20 protein-coding genes, 1 pseudogene and 1 riboswitch are annotated in these 15,711 nt (G+C 64.5%); of the genes and pseudogenes, 7 read left to right on the plus strand and 14 right to left on the minus strand.

Features of this window, described 5'->3' with window-relative positions:
• Positions 1-4 precede the first annotated feature (4 nt).
• From AC0L23_RS12350 to AC0L23_RS12360, 3 genes are all read right to left on the minus strand, one after another.
• Positions 5-520 (minus strand): collagen-like domain-containing protein, encoded by a 516-nt coding sequence (locus AC0L23_RS12350; protein ID WP_085351859.1) that lies wholly within the window; start codon positions 518-520, stop codon positions 5-7.
• 111 nt (positions 521-631) lie between these two features.
• The gene (locus AC0L23_RS12355) at positions 632-880 is read right to left on the minus strand and encodes a helix-turn-helix domain-containing protein (RefSeq protein ID WP_018454141.1); all 249 of its coding nucleotides are present in this window, start codon (positions 878-880) and stop codon (positions 632-634) included.
• 217 nt (positions 881-1,097) lie between these two features.
• A complete protein-coding gene (locus tag AC0L23_RS12360; RefSeq protein WP_085385364.1) occupies positions 1,098-1,865 on the minus strand; it encodes an SDR family NAD(P)-dependent oxidoreductase in 768 nt (255 codons plus the stop codon).
• A 111-nt stretch (positions 1,866-1,976) separates the two neighbouring features.
• On the opposite strand from AC0L23_RS12360, the gene AC0L23_RS12365 reads away from it, so the two are divergent.
• Together AC0L23_RS12365 and AC0L23_RS12370 are read left to right on the plus strand one after the other, a co-directional pair.
• Positions 1,977-2,462, plus strand: coding sequence for a molecular chaperone DnaJ (locus tag AC0L23_RS12365; protein WP_085385365.1), 486 nt, complete (start codon positions 1,977-1,979; stop codon positions 2,460-2,462).
• 61 nt (positions 2,463-2,523) lie between these two features.
• Positions 2,524-3,067, plus strand: a pseudogene (locus AC0L23_RS12370) (REP-associated tyrosine transposase).
• A 229-nt stretch (positions 3,068-3,296) separates the two neighbouring features.
• Here AC0L23_RS12370 and AC0L23_RS12375 read toward each other — a convergent pair.
• Both AC0L23_RS12375 and AC0L23_RS12380 read right to left on the minus strand, forming a co-directional pair.
• The gene (locus tag AC0L23_RS12375; RefSeq protein WP_007613673.1) at positions 3,297-3,557 is read right to left on the minus strand and encodes a hypothetical protein; all 261 of its coding nucleotides are present in this window, start codon (positions 3,555-3,557) and stop codon (positions 3,297-3,299) included.
• 151 nt (positions 3,558-3,708) lie between these two features.
• Positions 3,709-4,095, minus strand: a complete 387-nt coding sequence (locus AC0L23_RS12380; RefSeq protein WP_085361452.1) for a RidA family protein — start codon at positions 4,093-4,095, stop codon at positions 3,709-3,711.
• 450 nt (positions 4,096-4,545) lie between these two features.
• Between AC0L23_RS12380 and AC0L23_RS12385 the strand changes: the two genes are divergently transcribed.
• Positions 4,546-4,980, plus strand: a complete 435-nt coding sequence (locus AC0L23_RS12385; RefSeq protein ID WP_085385366.1) for a hypothetical protein — start codon at positions 4,546-4,548, stop codon at positions 4,978-4,980.
• A gap of 117 nt (positions 4,981-5,097) precedes the next feature.
• Positions 5,098-5,817 carry an SDR family oxidoreductase gene (locus tag AC0L23_RS12390; RefSeq protein ID WP_085385367.1) on the plus strand — a complete coding sequence of 240 codons (720 nt, stop codon included), beginning with the start codon at positions 5,098-5,100 and terminating at the stop codon, positions 5,815-5,817.
• 4 nt (positions 5,818-5,821) lie between these two features.
• Here the strand turns inward: AC0L23_RS12390 and AC0L23_RS12395 are convergent, their stop codons facing one another.
• Positions 5,822-6,484: a glutathione S-transferase family protein gene (locus AC0L23_RS12395; RefSeq protein ID WP_085385368.1), complete on the minus strand. Its 663-nt coding sequence runs from the start codon at positions 6,482-6,484 to the stop codon at positions 5,822-5,824.
• 265 nt (positions 6,485-6,749) lie between these two features.
• Here AC0L23_RS12395 and AC0L23_RS12400 point away from each other — a divergent pair, with 265 nt between their 5' ends.
• Positions 6,750-7,187: a VOC family protein gene (locus tag AC0L23_RS12400; RefSeq protein WP_085385369.1), complete on the plus strand. Its 438-nt coding sequence runs from the start codon at positions 6,750-6,752 to the stop codon at positions 7,185-7,187.
• A gap of 193 nt (positions 7,188-7,380) precedes the next feature.
• Here AC0L23_RS12400 and AC0L23_RS12405 read toward each other — a convergent pair whose 3' ends face one another.
• From AC0L23_RS12405 to AC0L23_RS12440, 8 genes are all read right to left on the minus strand, one after another.
• On the minus strand, positions 7,381-7,893 hold the full coding sequence (locus AC0L23_RS12405) for a mismatch-specific DNA-glycosylase (RefSeq protein ID WP_377788850.1): 513 nt from the start codon (positions 7,891-7,893) through the stop codon (positions 7,381-7,383).
• Positions 7,894-8,189: 296 nt separating this feature from the next.
• Complete coding sequence (locus AC0L23_RS12410; protein WP_143273906.1) at positions 8,190-8,486, minus strand: hypothetical protein; 297 nt, start codon at positions 8,484-8,486, stop codon at positions 8,190-8,192.
• Between the two features lie 136 nt (positions 8,487-8,622).
• Positions 8,623-10,521, minus strand: coding sequence for a phosphomethylpyrimidine synthase ThiC (gene thiC, locus AC0L23_RS12415; RefSeq protein WP_085385371.1), 1,899 nt, complete (start codon positions 10,519-10,521; stop codon positions 8,623-8,625).
• A 202-nt stretch (positions 10,522-10,723) separates the two neighbouring features.
• Entirely contained in the window at positions 10,724-11,332 is a 609-nt protein-coding gene (locus AC0L23_RS12420) for a thiamine phosphate synthase (protein WP_085385372.1), read from the minus strand.
• Positions 11,319-12,101 carry a thiazole synthase gene (locus AC0L23_RS12425; protein ID WP_085385373.1) on the minus strand — a complete coding sequence of 261 codons (783 nt, stop codon included), beginning with the start codon at positions 12,099-12,101 and terminating at the stop codon, positions 11,319-11,321. Before AC0L23_RS12425 ends, AC0L23_RS12420 begins: the two co-directional genes overlap by 14 nt.
• Positions 12,102-12,276: 175 nt before the next feature.
• A complete protein-coding gene (thiS, locus tag AC0L23_RS12430) occupies positions 12,277-12,474 on the minus strand; it encodes a sulfur carrier protein ThiS (protein WP_085349129.1) in 198 nt (65 codons plus the stop codon).
• The gene (locus tag AC0L23_RS12435) at positions 12,465-13,490 is read right to left on the minus strand and encodes an FAD-dependent oxidoreductase (RefSeq protein WP_085385374.1); all 1,026 of its coding nucleotides are present in this window, start codon (positions 13,488-13,490) and stop codon (positions 12,465-12,467) included. Before AC0L23_RS12435 ends, thiS begins: the two co-directional genes overlap by 10 nt.
• Positions 13,478-13,606, minus strand: a riboswitch (TPP riboswitch). Its footprint overlaps the gene before it by 13 nt.
• A 52-nt stretch (positions 13,607-13,658) precedes the next feature.
• Positions 13,659-14,207, minus strand: coding sequence for a lytic transglycosylase domain-containing protein (locus AC0L23_RS12440; protein WP_085385375.1), 549 nt, complete (start codon positions 14,205-14,207; stop codon positions 13,659-13,661).
• Between the two features lie 235 nt (positions 14,208-14,442).
• On the opposite strand from AC0L23_RS12440, the gene AC0L23_RS12445 reads away from it, so the two are divergent.
• Together AC0L23_RS12445 and AC0L23_RS12450 are read left to right on the plus strand one after the other, a co-directional pair.
• Positions 14,443-14,658 carry a hypothetical protein gene (locus AC0L23_RS12445; protein WP_018454159.1) on the plus strand — a complete coding sequence of 72 codons (216 nt, stop codon included), beginning with the start codon at positions 14,443-14,445 and terminating at the stop codon, positions 14,656-14,658.
• Between the two features lie 372 nt (positions 14,659-15,030).
• Positions 15,031-15,576, plus strand: coding sequence for a PRC-barrel domain-containing protein (locus AC0L23_RS12450; protein WP_473357000.1), 546 nt, complete (start codon positions 15,031-15,033; stop codon positions 15,574-15,576).
• Positions 15,577-15,711 lie beyond the last annotated feature (135 nt).

Raw genomic sequence — 15,711 nt, forward strand, 5'->3', positions numbered from 1 at the left:
TCCGTCAGTCCTTGTGGCCGTGCTTCTTCTTTTTCTTCTTCTTCCTGTGATCGCCTTCGCTGTCCTCGTCTTCGTCATCGAGGGGCGCGTCGTCGGTCTCCTGCACCGCGGCTTCCAGCGCCTCGCGCTCGGCAGCCTCATGCTCGCGCTGGCGGCGGCGTTCGTCCCAGGCGTCGAACAGCTGATCGAGCCACGGCAGCACCTGTTCGATCGACGGCAACTGGCCGGGCGGACCGGCCTCGCCGCGCGGGCCCTGCGGCCCCGCCGGCCCCTGCGGTCCGACAGGTCCCTGTGCACCGGCCGCCCCGCGCGGGCCGGCTTCGCCCTGCTTGCCTTGCGGACCGGGCTTGCCCAGCGGTCCAGGCTTTCCGATCGGGCCCGGCTTGCCCTGCGGACCTGGCTTGCCACGCGCGCCATCGGGCCCGCGCTTGCCTGGATGACCCTGCGGTCCCGGCCGCCCCGGTTCGCCCTGCCGTCCGCGCGGTCCCTGAGGTCCCTGCCGTTTTTGTTCGTCTGCCACGCCGCTGCTCCCTTGACCGGAAGCAAGTAATTAGCGGCGTTTGACGACAGCAGCAATTCCACTCGGACAGCGCGCCGGCTGGATCAACATCAATCGGCGGCACGTCGCGCGCTAGTCGTGATAGGCCGGCACCTCGATGCCGGAGGCGGCGTAGAGCCTGATCTTGTTGCGCAACGTGCGCACCGAGAGGCCGAGCACGCGTGAGGCGCGCGTGCGATTGCCGTCGCAGCGGGCGAGCGTCTGCAGCACGAGCTCACGCTCGACCTCGTCGACGGTCGCGCCGATCAGCAGCGGAACGATCTGGTTCGGTGAAAGGACATACGCGCCCGGTTCGGACGCAGCGACATGAACAGTGGTCATCGACACACTCCCCGATCAACGCCCGCTTCCGTCTTTGGAAGCGGATCGAGAACAAACGACCCCCAAGCCGTAGATCTACGGTGGGCGGGTTTGGTTAACGAAAGGTTAACAGCGGGCGATCGCACGAATTGACCTTGGGAATGCCGCCGCGCCGCCGCGATTGGCACGGATTGCATATTCCTGCGAGCATACCCCGCAAAGCAGGCATCCCTCCCGCTCACACCGTCCGGTATCCGCCATCCACCATCACGATCGTTCCCGTGACGTAGGCCGACATGTCCGACGCAAGGAAGATCGCGGGACCCACGATGTCCTCGGGCTTGCCGGTGCGCGCCAGCGGGGTGTGATCGACGAAAGCCTGCACCAGCGCCGGATTGGTCGCACGCACATTGGCGTTGATGTTAGTCTCGATGAAGCCCGGCCCGATTGCATTGACGCGCACGCCCTCCTTGCCGAGCTCGACCGCGAGCGCCTTGGTGAAGCCGAGCACGCCGTGTTTCGAGGTGGTGTAGGCCGCCGAGCTCGGCGTGCGCAGATGCACGAAGGACTGGATCGATCCGATATTGACGATGCGGCCCTTGGCTGCTCGCAAGGGCGCGAGGAACGCCTGCGTCATGTTGAAGAGGCCGTTGAGGTTGAGCGAGATGATGTCGTTCCAGTCCTTTGCCACCGTTTCCGGCTCCGCGGTGAAGGCGTTGCGGCGGGTGATGCCGGCATTGTTGACGAGGATCGAGACCTGCCCGACCTTGTCGGCGACTTGCCTGGCGAGCGCGAAGCAGTCGTCGCGTTTGGTGACGTCGAGTGCAAAGCTCTCGGCCTTGCCGCCGGACTTGCGGATCCCCTCGGCGGCTTCCGCGACCGTGTCGGCGTTGACGTCGAGCAGCACCACTTGCGCGCCCTCGCGGGCGTAGCCGGCCGCGATGGCCCGGCCGATGCCCGAACCGGCGCCCGTGATGACGGCGATATGGTTTGCGAGCAATGCCATGACAATTTCCTCCCGATTTCTTTTCGAAGTTTCATGAAAGGCTAACTCGAAATTAAGGGGGCGGAAACGGCGCCCTTGGCATACTGATCTTGATTGCTAAACGTTGCGCGCATGATGGAACGGCTCGAATCCTGGAAACTCGCACTCGAACGCCTGCGGTCGGCGGACGGCGCCGGTTGGGCCGAGGCGGGCCGGCTGGTGGCCGAGATCGCGCGGATGAGCACCGATACCATGCTGCGCCAGGCCGCCGAGCAGGCGCTTCCGGTGCTGCGCCAGGCCGTGGACAACGACGATCACAGCGTCACGCTGGCGGCCCGCCGCCGTCTCGGCGTGGTGCTCGATGTCGTTCACGATCTGACCGCGCCGCGCTTCGGCCGCCGCAATGCTGCGCCGAAGACATTGTCCAGCGAGGATCGCGCCCGCAGGGTGCTCGGCCTGCCGCTCGCGGTGCAGCTCACCTGCGAGGACATCAATCAGGCCTATCGCCGCGCCGCCAAGGGCATGCACCCCGACCGGGGCGGCAGCGCGGAAGCCTTCATCGACCTCGCCGCCGCGCGCGATATCCTGATCCATCCCCGCGCGTACAAGGACGCGTGAGGGCTCATGTGCTATCCTGTAGCCCGGATGAGCGAAGCGACATCCGGGACGGGTCTAGCCCATGGTTTTGTATCGCAGAAATTTTCTTCGCCGGCGGCACCTACTTTTTCACTGTAGCGCTCTTCGACCGCAGATCGACCATTTTGATTGAAAACGTTGGCGCCCTGCGTGATGCCTTCCGGGCCGCTCGCAGGGAGCGCCCGTTCGAGGTCGATGCGATCGTGATCCTTCCGGACCATTTGCATGTCGTCATGAGCCTCCCGCCGCATGACGCCGATTTCGCGGGACGTTGGCGAAGGATCAAGGGGCATTTCAGCAGCGCACTACTGCATGCGGGTATCGACGTAGCCCGCCACTCCAATGGAGAATTGGCTCTGTGGCAACGACGCTACTGGGAGCACACGGTTCGCGACGAAGATGATTTCGCCCGCCACGTGGATTACATTCACTTCAACCCCGTCAAGCATCGCTACGTCCAGCGCGTTTGTGATTGGCCGCATTCGTCCTTTCACCGATATGCGCGGGCGGGATTGCTCTCGGAAGACTGGGCGGGCGATGCCGGCGAAAGTGGGATTGCTTTCGGTGAGCGAGCCCAGGGAGGCTGACCGGGAATTCCCGGATATCGCTTCGCTCATCCGGGCTACGGACGTCAGACTTGGAGTCGGACGCTGGTGCGCCCCGGACAAGATGTGAGTGGGTCCGCCAACCGGCCAGGTTCAAAGCGTGTGCGCGGAAAATGCGTGACGTCGGCCGAAAAACCGGTGGTCCGTCCAAAAGAAAAGGGCGGTCCGCTTGCGCGATCCGCCCTTTGAAATCCGGTCTGTCGCCTCACGCCTAGAGCGTGCAGCGGCGCTCCGCGCGCAGCTTGATCTGGAGCTCCGAGGCGGCCGTGAAGGTCGGGAGCGGCTTGCTGACGACCTTGTAGGTCGACACGCCCCACTGGAACGGCTTGTACTTGAGGTCCTCGTTCCAGACCTGGCAAATGCCGGTGTTGTCCCAGCGGATCACGTAATAGCCGACTGCCGCAGAGGCCGGCACGGCGAACACGGAGGTGGCGATGCCGGCAACGGCACAAAGGGCGAGAACGCGACGCATGAAATATCTCCTGATGGGAACGTGAGAGAAAACTGGTGCGGCAAATCTGCGTGGCTGGCAAGCGGGGCGGCGACCGTTCACGGATATGTCAGCCGTTGGTCGGCTGTTCGGACGACCCTTATCCCTTGACTATCGCCTGACGATCACACGTCTAACTCTTGGCCAGCGACGCCACCGCCTCGATCTCGATCAGCATCTTCGGATCGGGCAGTGCGTGGACCACGCAGGTGGTGCGGGCAGGGTAAGGCGGCGGGCCGAAGGCGCCGGCATAGAGCGCGTTCATGGCGGCCACGTCGGAGGCGCGGGTCAGCAGCACGTTGACCTTGACGAGATCGCGGATCTCGGCGCCGGCCTCCGCCAGCACGCGCTTGATGTTGACGGCGACGTTGGCGAACTGCGCATCGAAGCCGTCGGGCAGCGCGCCGGTCGCGTCGAAGCCGGGAATGCCGGAGACGAACAGGAGATCGCCGGCGCGCGTGGCAAAGGACAGCGGCGGCGCCTTGACGTGCGGCGGGGGCGCGAAGTGCTGGATCGGCATGGGATCACCTCGGATGGACGGCTGGACGCGCAAGCGTAGCGGCAGCTCGGGGCGCCTCCAACAAAAAACGCGAAAACAACCCCATGCACAGTAGGCATCCAGCAGGAATCGTTGAGCTTTCTTTTTCACTTCGGGAAAAACAAAATAATCGTTGCCCCGTCGGGCAAAACAGGGGCAGAATGGCATGATGGCGGGTGAGCGTCTTGTCGCGCCAAACTCCGCCGTCATGCCCCGGCTTGACCGGGGCATCCAGTACGCCGCGGCTTTTCGGTTCACTATCGCTCTCTCTGGAATACTGGATCGCCCGGTTGAACCGGGCGATGACAGTTGAGTGTGTTGCTACAGACCGCGACTCACGCCCATCCCATCATGTTGCCGCCCCGATCCATCGGATAGATTCCGCTCGTTCGATTCGTTTCCCTCCTTGAAGAATAGCCCCCGGAGACTCCCATGAAGTTCGCATCCACCCTCCGCGCCGCGCTGGTCGGCATTGCCGCGCTTGCCGGCCTCTCGACCTCGGCTCTGGCCGACGGCGGCACCGTGGTGCTGACGATCTACAAGGCGGGCTGGATCATCGGCGGCTCCGGCGGCTCGGGCGTGATGAACTTCCGCGGCCGCGCCTATTCGCTTTCGACCGGCGGTCTCGACTACGGCCTCGTCTTCGGCGGCTCCAAGACCGTGTTGCGCGGCCGCGTCTCCAACATCAACCGGCCCTCCGACATCGCCGGCGTCTATGGCGCCGCCGGTGCGGGCATCGCGGTGGGCCGCGGCGCGCGTGCGATCGTGCTGACCAACCAGAAGGGCGCCGTGCTCGAGCTGTCCGGCACGCAGGTCGGCCTGATGGCGAATGCGGACCTGAGCGGGCTCGCGATCACGCTGCGGTAAGGCCGATGTCGTAGGGGGAAATGGGGCGCAAGCGCCGCGCCCACCATCTCTTCCCGACAATTCCGGCCGGGGTCGTTATACTCACGATCCCAGTGACCTCGGCAAGATGGGGATCCCATGGCGAGAAAGTTGGACGGCAAGGTGGCGGCCGTGACCGGGGCTGCGTCGGGCATCGGATTGGCCAGCACCGAGGCGATGCTGGCCGCCGGCGCGCGCGTGGTGATGGTCGACCGCGATGAGGCCGCGCTGAAGGCGCTCCGCGACAAGCACGGCGACGCGGTGATCCCGCTGCTCATCGATCTGCTGGACCCAAAAGACTGTGCAACGCTGCTGCCGCGCGTTCTGGAGCAGGCCGGCCAGCTCGATATCCTGCATGCGAATGCCGGGACGTATATCGGTGGCGATCTGGTCGATGCCGACACCATGGCGATCGACCGGATGCTGAACCTGAATGTCAACGTCGTGATGAAGAACGTGCACGACGTGCTGCCGCACATGATCGCGCGCGGGACCGGCGACACGAGCTCGCTGGCGGCGCATTTTCCCACGCCATGGGAGCCGGTCTATGCATCGTCCAAATGGGCGATCAACTGCTTCGTCCAGACGGTGCGGCGCCAGGTCTTCAAGCACGGCATCCGCGTCGGCTCGATCTCGCCCGGCCCGGTCGTGACCTCGCTGCTCGCGGACTGGCCGCCGGAGAAGCTGAAGGAAGCCAGGGACTCGGGAAGCCTCCTGGAGGCCAGCGAAGTGGCTGACGTGGTGATGTTCATGTTGACGCGACCGCGCGGCATGACAATTCGTGACGTGGTGATGCTGCCGACCAATTTCGATCTGTAGGGCGCTAACGGTCCTGGGAACCCTTCGATGCAGCGGTGAATATCGCCAATTGCGCGTCGAACGCCCGCCTGAAAGCCGGCCGCGCTTCGCCGCGGGCGACATAAGCGGCGATATCTGGATATTCGTTCAGCAGGCCCGATGTGTGCAACCGGCGCAGCACCGTCACCATCATGAGATCGCCGGCGCTGAACGCACCGTCGAGCCAGTCGGCGTCGCCGAGGTGGCGGGACAATTCGCCGAGCCTGACACGGACGCGGTCCTGCAGCATCGGCAGCCGCTCCGCGTACCAGCTCTTGTCGCGCTCGAACAGCATCGCCATGCCGAGCTCGACGATCGGTGGCTCCAGCGTGCTGAGCGCGGCAAACATCCAGGCGATCGCGCGGGCCCGGGCGTTCGGCTCCGTCGGCAGCAGCCCGGCGTGACGCTCGGCGATATGGAGCACGATCGCGCCGGACTCGAACAGGGCGAGATCGCCGTGCTCGTAGGTCGGAATCTGCCCGAACGGATGCAGCGCGAGATGCGCGGGCGCCTTCATGTCCTCGAATGAAACCAGACGGACGTCGTAAGGCTGCCCCACCTCTTCAAGCGCCCAGCGCACCCGCATGTCGCGGGCCTGTCCGCGGCCGCGGTCGGGTGAGTTTGCGAACGCTGTGATGGTGGGGGGCATCGGGAGGGGCTCCGGGGTTGATCGCGTTTTGCGTTCGGAGGACGAATGGAATGAGTGGATTCCGACAGGTCATTGGGTTTTCGTGGACCCGTAGCCCGCATGAGCGATAGCGATTTGCGGGGCAGCTGCGGGCCCCGGATGTCGCTGTCGCTCATCCGGGCTACAAGAAAATCCCGCGGCCACTGTCGGATCGTTGCCCCCTGCCTCGTCCTTGGAACACTGGCACCCTGCGGCGCGTCCAGCCAAGGCGAAAGGATACACGTTAATGACCTCCATCACGCCGTTTCTCTGGTTCGACAACAACGTGCCGGAGGCCGTCGCCTTCTACAAATCGGTGTTCCCCAACGCCAAGGTTGAGACCATCAGCGACTTCATGGCGGTGTTCGAGCTCGAAGGCCAGCGCTTCAACGCGCTCAACGGGGGCCCGCAATACAAGTTCAACGAAGCGGTGTCGTTCTTCATCAGCGTAGAGACGCAGGCGGAAGTCGATTATTTCTGGGACAGGCTCACCGCCGACGGCGGCGAGGAGTCCCGCTGCGGCTGGCTCAAGGACAAGTTCGGCCTGTCCTGGCAGGTGATCCCATCAGCGCTCGGCCGCTACCTCGGCGACCCCGACCGCAGCAAGGCGAACCGCGTCATGCAGGCGATGATGCAGATGAGAAAGATTGTGATTGTGGATTTGGATAAGGCGTATGCGGGGTGAACTTGTCGCGGGATGCGTTGCCTAAATCGGCGGTGTCGTCCCGGCGAAGGCCGGAACCCATACCGCGGAATCCATCGATTACGAATGGTCGCTGTACCGGACCTCGAGTCTCCGCCAAACCACTCCGTGGGTTATGGGTCCCGGCCTTCGCCGGGACGACGCCTGAGGGGGCGAGCGCTATCGCAAATTCACGCTACGCCGCGATCCACGCCGCAAGCTTTCGCCACGGCTCCAGCGTCCAATGCCCTGACGCAGCACCCGACGGCGAGGGCAGGACGAAAATCTCCGGCAAACTCTCATCGCGTGGCTGCCGCCCCAGCGCAATCACGCTCGACGGCGTGCCGTAAAACAAGCTCGCCGCCTTCTTGCTCGTGAACGCAATTGCCCTCGGGCGAAACTTTTCGATCTTGGCCCTGAAGCCGGGCACGTCGATTGTCTCAGCCGCGATCTGATGATCCATCCCGGCGCCCGACTTGGAGAGATCGGTGAAGCCGATCCCGAGCTCCAGCAGCGCCGCAAACTCGCTTGGCTGATAGCGCCGCGGCGTGATCCCGGCCTCATGAATCGCGCGCCAGAAGCGGTTGCCGGGATGGGCGTAGTAATGCCCGAGTTGGGCCGAGCGCGTGCTGGCGGCAGTGCCGACGAAGACGAGGCGGAGGTTGGGACGGAGCTGGTCGGGGAGGCGGTGAGGGGATGTATCGGGCACGTCAATTATCCGGGGCTGTAGCCCGCATGAGCGGAGCGATATGCGGGAGGGCAAAGACCCGGATGTCGCTGCGCTCATCCGGGCTACGCTTGCCCGCGCTAGTCCGATTTGCGCGTCACACGCACCGCCCGAGCCGCATCTAACTCATAAACTCCGTCGGTGCAGTGGTCTGTCAAAAGATCGAGGCTGAATGATACCCAAGAGTCTCCAATTGCAGACCATGCTTCGCCGGTAAGTTTGGTTTCGTGGACATTGATACTGCGGAAGCTATCCCACGAAATCCGCGGACTAATCCATCACAGGTCATCTGACCGAACCGCGCTAAAATCGACCAACCCTTGGAAAACCACCAGTCCAAGAGCCGGTACCGCAATCACTTGTCCGGTGTCACTTCCAATGTGATCTCTAACTGCACGGTCTTCCGGATCGATAATGCAGGTGTCGCCACACGCGACAACGATCACGTCCCTTCCGTTGGGATGATCGAGCACAGTGGTGCAATCGAAGATGCCTCCCACGAAATTGCCGATCCATGGATCGGAACCCTTGGGATAGAAGCGGACAACCAAACCTTTCCCGAAATTCGCGCTCACCGTGTCCGGTCAAAGAGATGGCCGGAGGTCCGTACGGTGGTAGTCCTGGTAGTATTTCAGACCGCATGGGCCGTTCGCATTGCGTTTCCAACTTTGGGGGCGACGATCGTCGCCCCCAAAGTTCGCACGGGCCCGCTCACAACACCCGATTGCTCTCCTTCACCTTCTCCGCATCCAGATACAAGTTCTCGCCCATCTCCTTGAACTTCGCGCTCATCTTGGCCATGCCGTCCTCGGCCGTGCCGCTCATCGACATGCCCACGCCGTTCGGATCGTTCAGCGTCGCCGCGTAGTCGCGGACGTCCTGTGTGATCTTCATCGAGCAGAACTTCGGGCCGCACATCGAGCAGAAATGCGCGACCTTGTGGGCTTCCTTCGGCAGGGTCTCGTCGTGGAAGTTCTTGGCGGTCTCGGGGTCGAGGCCGAGGTTGAACTGGTCGCTCCAGCGGAAGTCGAAACGGGCGCGGGAGAGCGCGTCGTCGCGCAGTTGGGCTGCCGGGTGACCCTTGGCGAGATCGGAGGCGTGGGCGGCGATTTTGTAGGTGATGACGCCGACCTTGACGTCGTTGCGATCGGGCAGGCCGAGATGCTCCTTCGGCGTGACGTAGCAGAGCATGGCGCAGCCGAACCAGCCGATCATGGCGGCGCCAATCCCTGAGGTGATGTGGTCATAGCCCGGCGCGATGTCGGTGGTCAGGGGCCCGAGGGTGTAGAACGGCGCTTCGCCGCATTCCTTGAGCTGCTTGTCCATGTTGATCTTGATCTTGTGCATCGGCACGTGGCCGGGGCCTTCGATCATGACCTGGCAGCCCTTGTCCCACGCGATCTTGGTGAGTTCGCCGAGCGTCTCCAGCTCCGCGAACTGCGCGCGGTCGTTGGCATCCGCGATCGAGCCCGGACGCAGGCCGTCGCCGAGCGAGAACGAGACGTCATACTTGCGCATGAGGTCGCAGATCTCGTCGAAATGGGTGTAGAGGAAGCTTTCCTTGTGATGCGCCAGGCACCACTTCGCCATGATCGAGCCGCCGCGCGACACGATGCCGGTGACGCGGTTGGCGGTGAGGTGGATGTATTGCAGGCGCACGCCGGCGTGGATGGTGAAATAGTCGACGCCCTGTTCGCACTGCTCGATCAGCGTGTCCTTGTAGAGCTCCCAGGTCAGCTTGACCGGATCACCGTCGCACTTCTCCAGCGCCTGATAGATCGGAACGGTTCCGATCGGCACCGGCGCGTTGCGCAAAATCCATTCGCGGGTGGTGTGGATGTTGCGCCCTGTCGAGAGGTCCATCACGGTGTCGGCGCCCCAGCGGATCGCCCACACCATCTTCTCGACCTCTTCCTCGACGGATGACGTCACCGCCGAGTTGCCGATATTGGCGTTGATCTTGGTCAGGAAGTTGCGGCCGATGATCATCGGCTCGAGCTCGGCATGGTTGATGTTGCAGGGAATGATGGCGCGTCCCCGTGCGATCTCGCTGCGCACGAACTCCGGGGTGATGAAGGCGGGGACTTGGGCGCCAAAGCTTTCGCCGTCGGCAAGCGCTGCCTCGGCGCGCTCGAGCTGCTCCTTGCGGCCGAGATTTTCACGCGCGGCGACGTAGATCATCTCCTTGGTGATGATGCCGGCGCGGGCGAATTCGAGCTGGGTGATTTTGTGGCCGTCGAGGCCGCGCAGCGGCTGGTGATAGGCCGAGAAGGCACGCGCGGCCTTGTCGGTGGAGACGCTGCCATTGTCCTCCGGCTTGATCTGCCGGCCCTGATATTCCTCGACGCCGCCGCGCTCCAGCACCCAGGCCTTGCGGCCGCGCGCGAGGCCGGCGTTGACATCGATGGTCACGCTCGGGTCGGTGTAGGGACCGGAGGTGTCATAGACGGGCAGGTTCGGCTCGCCGGCGCCTTCAGAGAGGATGATCTCGCGCAGCGGCACGCGCAGGTCAGGCGCGGCGTCGGGCGAGGCGAAGATTTTTCGCGACGAGGGCAGCGGGCCGGTGGTGACGGCGGGGACGGTCTTGTCGGGGTTGGAGCGGATGTTCATGGGATCCTCCGGTTTAATTCGTTGATGTCGCTGTGCGAGAGGCAAATACCGCTGTCATCCCCGCCTAGTGCGCAATTGCGCACGGGAGCGGGGATCCAGTACTCCGAGACGGTGCGGCTGAAGCCGAGAAGCCGCGGCGTACTGGATCGCCCGGTCAAGCCGGGCGATGACAGTGGCGTGCGGGGTGAGAGAGTGAGGCGCATCACGCCGCCTCCGCGGACAGGCCGAGCCATTGCCGCACCCGCGCATCCGGGTCGGCATTTTGCGTGACGTCGGAAACGACGGCGATGGAATCCGCGCCCGCGGCAAAGATCCCCGCGGCGTGCTCGAACTTGATGCCGCCGATCGCGACCAGCGGGATATTGCCGACGCGCTTCTTCCATTCCGTGATCTTCGGAATGCCCTGCGGCTCGAAGCGCATCGACTTCAACGTGGTGAAGAAGATCGGGCCCAGCGCGACATAATCGGGCTCGGCTGCGAGCGCGGTGTCCAGCTCGGCATCGTCGTGGGTGGAGACGCCGAGCGACAGGCCGGCCTCGCGGATGGCAGCGAGGTCTGCGTCGGCAAGATCCTCCTGGCCGAGATGCAGATACTTTGCACCGGCGACGATCGCGGCGCGCCAATAGTCGTTGACGACGAGCTTGGCTTGCGTGCCCACGGTGATCGCCAGCGCATCGGTGACCATCTGCAGCGACTGGGAGTCGTCGAGGTCCTTTGCGCGCAGCTGGATGGTGCCGACGCCGAGCTTGGTCAGGCGCTCGACCCAGGCGAGGCTGTCGACGACGGGATAAAAGCGATCAGGATACGGCATGCCAGAACGGTGTCCCAACGACAGGGGTGGAAGGGGAGGCGAAATCGCGGGCGTTCATCAGCCCGGCCTCAAAAGCGGTGCGTCCGGCCTCGATCCCGAGGCGGAAGGCGTTGGCCATGGCGACGGGATCGGCGGCCTTTGCGATGGCGGTGTTGAGCAGCACGGCGTCGTAGCCGAGCTCGAGCGCCTGTGCCGCATGCGAGGGCGCACCGATGCCGGCGTCGATCACCAGGGTGATATCAGGCAGCCGCTCGCGCATCAGCTTGAGCGCGTCACGGTTGGTGATGCCTTTCGCGCTGCCGATCGGCGCCGCCCACGGCATCACCACCTTGCAGCCGGCATCGACCAGGCGGTTTGCGACCGAGAGATCCTCGGTGCAGTAGGGGAACACTTCGAAGCCGTCCTTGATCAAAATGGCGGCGGCTTCGACCAGTCCAACGACATCGGGCTGCAGCGTGTCGTTGTCGGCGATGACTTCGAGCTTGATCCAGCTCGTGCCGAATAGTTCGCGCGCGAGCTTGGCCGTCGTCACCGCCTCGCGCACGCTGCGGCAGCCGGCGGTGTTCGGCAGCACGGTGACGTCGAGCTCGCGGATCAGATTCCAGAACGCGTCCCCAGTCTTGCCGCCGGCGGATTCGCGCCGCAGCGACACCGTGACGATGTTCGAGCCCGAGGCGCGGATCGCCGCCTGCATGGTCGCAGGCGAGGGATAGAGCGCGCTGCCGATCAGGAGGCGGGAGGGGAAGGTCTTGCCGTAGAAGGTCACCATGGGGTGTCTCTCCAAATGACACTGTCATCCCCGCCTAGTGCGCAAATTGCGCACGGGGGGCGGGGATCCAGTATCCCAGAGGCGGTGCGGTTAGAACCGAGACGCCGCGGCGTACTGGATCGCCCGGTCAAGCCGGGCGATGACAGCTGAGTGTTCGGCGAGCGCGCCATCATCATCACCCTCCCTGCCGCGGCGTGATGATCTCGATCTCGTCGCCGGGCTTCAGCGCCGTCTCGGCCCAGCGGCTCTTCGGCACGACGTCGTAGTTGAGCGCGATCGCGAAATGGGTGCCCTCGTAGTCGAGCTCGCTGAGCAGCGCGTCGACGCTGGCCGAATTCACCTCGCGCTGCTCGCCGTTCACGATCACGCGCATTGCATCACCTCATTGTCGATCTGGCCGCGCTCGACAAAGCCAAGCGTCAGCTCGGCCAGCGCCGGGGCGATCAGGAAGCCGTGGCGGTAGAGGCCGTTCACGCTGATGGTGCCGTCACGGATGCCGATGCGCGGCAAATTATCGGGAAAGGCGGGCCGCAGGCCGGAGCCGAATTCGACGATGCGGGCTTCGCCGAAGGCGGGATGCACGGCATAGGCCGCACCCAACAGCTCCAGCGCGGAACGCACGCTGACGCCGGTGTCCTCGGCCTCGATCGAGGTCGCGCCCAGCATGAACAGATTGTCCTCGCGCGGGATCACATAGAGCGGCCAGCGCGGATGGATCAGCCGCACCGGGCGCGCGAGCTGCACCTCGGCGGTTTCGATCAGGATCATCTCGCCCTTGACGCCGCGCAAGCCGGGCTGCTCGTCGCGCGCAGAAAGGCCGCGGCAGTCGATCACGATGCCTTTAGGATCAAGTTTTGCGAGTTCGGCCGCGGCGACGTCGCTTTCGAATTTGATGGTGCCGCCGGCGGCGCGGATGCGCTCGTGCAGTTTCGGCAGCACGCGGCGCGGCTCGACATGACCCTCGGTCGGGAAGAACAACGCGTCGCGGAAGCGGCCTTCGAGCGACGGCTCGAGCTCGGCAAGGCCGGCGGCATCGAGCCGGCGATGGCCTTCGGTCATCCGGGCAAAACGCTCGAAGTCGTTGCGCTCGCGCGGGTGGGCAACGACCAGCGAGCCGTTGAAAGGCGTGTCGGGAAATTCGCGCCGCCAGATGTCGAGCGAGCGCAGGCCGAGGCGGCTGATGATGGGTTCGGAAACCTCCGCCTCGCAATAGGGCGCGAGCATGCCGCCGGCCCAATGGCTGGTGGCGTCGGTCATGTCGGCGTCACCGCGCTCGTGCAGGGTGACGGCGTGGCCGGCCTGCGCGAACAGCAAGGCCTGCCAGGCGCCCGCAATGCCTGCGCCGATGATGGATACCGGGGAATCCGGTCGCTTGGTCGTCTGCAACATCCCTGTCCCTTCGCCGGCATGACCCGGATCAGGTTCAAAGGGTCACCGCGGTCCTGGGCGGATTTGCCCATTTAGCGGTATCTCAGCTCCTCCTCGGAGCACCCCTCGGAACGGCTCTAATGTATGCCAGCAGGACTGGGTGGTCAACGCGCTTGGCGGGAACCGGGCTTACCTGGGCGCCTGTGCCCGGGCGTTGCGGACGCGCTGGGCGAGCTTGCGGTGCGGCGCGGCGCCGAATATCGGCTGCGGATTGCCGTTCGGCTCAAGCCAAGGGGAGCCCATATTGGCCTCGCTCGTATTGGCGACCTGCACGGCCTCCTGCCGTTGCCGCTTTGCGGCGTAGTAATAGCCGCCGGCGAAATAACGCACGGCGCGGGCGTGATCGCCATTGGCGGCGTGATAGGCGCCGGCGAGATATTTCACAGCATAGGTGAGATTGGTATTGGGATCGCGCAGGCCGGCGGCGTCGCCGGTGTAGCCGATCCCGCGCGCGGTCGCGAGCTTGATCTGCATCAGCCCGATGGTGCCGCCATGGCCGACCAGGCCGGGCTGATAGCGGCTTTCGCGCATGATGACGCGATGCACCAGCGCCTCCGGCACGCCGTTGGCGCGGGCATGGGCCGCGACCATCTCGGCGTACTCCGCTTGGCCCGCGAATGCGGCCTGTGGCAACGTCAGTCCGGCCGCGAGCAGCGCGGCGACAAGTAAAATTTTCATCAAATGTTCCTCGGCACCGCTCACCTGCGCCCGCTCGCGTTAGGCCCCGCGAACGCGGCGATGATGTGGCGAAACGCCTCCGATTACGTTTTTGCAGCGCAGAGCCGTCATTCGGACGCAAGGCCGGCGTAGGGCTTGTCATGCAGACGAAGCCGTCATTCGCGACAGCGGGCCTGTCTATTCGCGTGTGGGCCCGAAAGCGAGTAAGAGAGCGGCGCAAATCGGGAGAGGTGCCATGACAAAAGCAAACGTGGTGAAGGCACACATCGGCGACATTCCCAGGCAAAATCCCTGTGCGCAATGCGGCGCGCCGATCCCCCAACCTGATTGGATCGAGGCGGGCGACGGACGCATCTCCTATCTTTGGACATGCCGTGCTTGCAATTATCGCTTCGAGGCGGTTGCGATTTTTGATGAGGGAGCCGTCGCGCACCCGCCGCTTGCGGCCTGAGGTTTAGTCTTCGGGCATGATCTTTTCGGAAAACCGCTGCACACTTTGCGCTGGCGCGGCCCTTCGGGTCCGGATCATGGCTTAAGCCGCAAGCTGCGGCTGCTGCCGTACCGGCAATTGCATCCGCACGATCGGCCCATGCGGCTCCGGGTCGTGCAGCGACAGTTCGCCGCCGTGGGCGATCGCGATCGCGCGCGCCGCATGAATTTATCGACGAAATCGTGCGCTGCGAAATGTTCCTGAGTGACTTAGGAACAATTGAACGCTGCCCAGATGCTCGCGCAGCACGCGACGAAATTGCAGCACGCGCGGAACTGGGACTGATCCGAGCTGTTTTCTCCGCACAAGTTTTCTGCTGAAGGAGAGGACAATATGTTGATGAAATCGATCGCGGCCGGTCTTGCCGGTACCGCACTGCTCGCAACCGTTGCGTTCGCGCAAAATCCGACCGCCACCACCGACAAGGCGCCGGCTGCCGCGGCGACGACGACCACCACGACCGCGTCGGGACAGTGGCGTACGTCCAAGATGGACGGCATCAAGGTCTATAACGACGCCAATGAGAACATCGGCTCGATCAACGATCTGCTGATGGAAAAGAGCGGTAACATCAAGATCGCCGTGATCGGCGTCGGCGGCTTCCTCGGCCTGGGCGAGCATCTGGTTGCGGTGCCCTTTGAGAAGCTGAAATTCGTCAACGAGGCGGTTGCCTACACCGGCGCTGCCGGGAACAACCCGAACAGCGCAGCCAACCGGCCCGCGGCGACTACCACGACGGGTGCTGCGACCGGCACCGACAACAAGCCCGCGACGACGACGACGGCCACGTCCGCGTCGAAATGGTATCCGGACCACGCCGTGTTCAATGCGAGCAAGGACGAGTTGAAGAACATGCCCGAGTTCAAATACTCGGAGTAACGCGGCTCTGAACGGCTAAACGAAGCGGGGGGGGGGGGGGGGGGGGGGGGGGGGGGGGGGGGGGGGGGGGGCGAGCGCCCCCCGCCCGCCGGGGGGGCGAGCAGGAGAGGCCGGCGCGGCGCACACCCGCGCCCG

The sequence above is a fragment of the Bradyrhizobium sp. MI1.4 genome (assembly GCF_055811315.1).